The organism is Xanthomonas sp. SHU 166 (assembly GCF_000364685.1).
Lineage (GTDB): Bacteria > Pseudomonadota > Gammaproteobacteria > Xanthomonadales > Xanthomonadaceae > Xanthomonas_A > Xanthomonas_A sontii.
Genome location: NZ_AQOJ01000209.1, coordinates 1 through 1,757, shown reverse-complemented (window position 1 = coordinate 1,757; position 1,757 = coordinate 1). Strand labels below are relative to the sequence as shown.

Here is a 1,757-nt window from a genome sequence, read left to right as displayed (position 1 = left end):
GCCGGCCGCGACAGCCGCGGCCACCGCTTCCTGCACGACGCGCCGGTGCCGCTGGCGCAGCCGGGCGACTACGTGGCCGCACTGCAGGCCGCGCAGGTGCTGGTGGACCCGGACGTGCGCCGCGCGCGCATCGTCGCCGAGGTCGAACAGGCCGCGCGCGAGGCCGGCGGCAGCGCGCGCATCGCCGAGGACAACCTGGAGCAGGTGGTGAACCTGGTCGAATGGCCGTCGGCGGTGCTGTGCAGGTTCGAGCCGGCGTTCCTGGCGGTGCCGCAGGAAGCGCTGATCGAGACCATGGAGAGCAACCAGAAGTTCTTCCCGGTGCTGGACGCCGGCGGCAAGCTCACCGAGCACTTCATCGGCATCGCCAACATCGTCTCGCGCGATGTCGCCGAAGTGGCCAAGGGCTACGAGCGGGTGATCCGCCCGCGCTTCGCCGACGCCAAGTTCTTCTTCGACGAAGACCTCAAGCAGGGCCTGCAGGCGATGGGCGCCGGCCTGGCCAGCGTCACCTACCAGGCCAAGCTCGGCAGCATCGCCGACAAGGTGCAGCGCGTGGCCGCGCTGGCCGAAGCGATCGCCGCGCAGGTCGGCGTGGACCCGGCGCATGCGCGCCGCGCCGCCGAATTGAGCAAGAACGACCTGCAGTCGCGCATGGTCAACGAGTTCCCGGAACTGCAGGGCATCGCCGGCCGCCACTACGCCGTCGCCGACGGCGAGCCCAGCGAGATCGCCCTGGCGATCGACGAGGCCTACCAGCCGCGCTTCGCCGGCGACGACATCGCGCTGTCGCCGCTGGGCAAGGTGCTGGCGATCGCCGAACGCCTGGATACGCTGGCCGGCGGGTTCGCCGCGGGGTTGAAGCCCACGGGCAACAAGGATCCGTTCGCGCTGCGGCGCAATGCGCTGGGGTTGGCGCGGACGGTGATTGAGAGTGGGTTTGATGTGGATGTGAAGGCGCTCCTGTCGACGGCTGCGACCCAGGCGATGGAGGCAATTCGGCGTTCCGCCCTGCTGAAGAAGCTGGATGCAGCAGCAGAGGCGAAGCGCGAAGGTGCTGAGACTGCACCCGGGCAACATCAGGTGGGCACGGTTTCGCTGGAGCAGGTCGAGGAGATCTTCGACTTCATCCTCGACCGCCTGCGCGGCTACTACGCCGACAAGGGCGTGCCGGCGACGCAGTTCAACGCGGTGGCAGAACTGAAGCCAGCCTCCCTGTACGACTTCGACCGCCGCATCGACGCGATCGGCACCTTCGCCGCGTTGCCGGAGGCCGAGGCGCTGGCCGCGGCCAACAAGCGCATCCGCAACATCCTGCGCAAGGCCGAGGGCGAGATTCCGGCGCAGGTCGACGCGGGCCTGCTGCGCGAGCCGGCCGAGCGCGCGCTGGCCGAAGCGGTGGAAGCGGCGATCGCCGAGACCGACGGCGCGCTGCGCCAGCACGACTACGTCACCGTGCTGAACTTCCTGGCGCGGCTGCGTCCGCAGGTAGACGCGTTCTTCGACGGCGTGATGGTCAACGCCGACGACCCGGCACTGCGCCGCAACCGCCTGGCGCTGCTCAAGCGCCTGGGCGACCGCCTCGGCAGCGTCGCGGCGATCGAACACCTGTCGGCGTAAGCAGCAGAAGCGTCGAAACGGAGACGGGCCGCCTTGCGCGGCCCGTTCTCGTTTTTCAGGTAGAACTCCGGCGGCAATGCGCGGCGCCAATGGCTTCGGCACACCGCAATGCGTCGGGACTGAAGTCCCTCCCACAG

The 1,757-nt window shown here is 69.6% G+C and carries 1 protein-coding gene; it reads left to right on the top strand.

From position 1 onward, the window contains the following. The coding region (gene glyS / locus D180_RS07160; protein WP_017912259.1) for a glycine--tRNA ligase subunit beta at positions 1-1,620 on the top strand (1,620 nt) is incomplete at its 5' end. Positions 1,621-1,757: the final 137 nt, after the last annotated feature.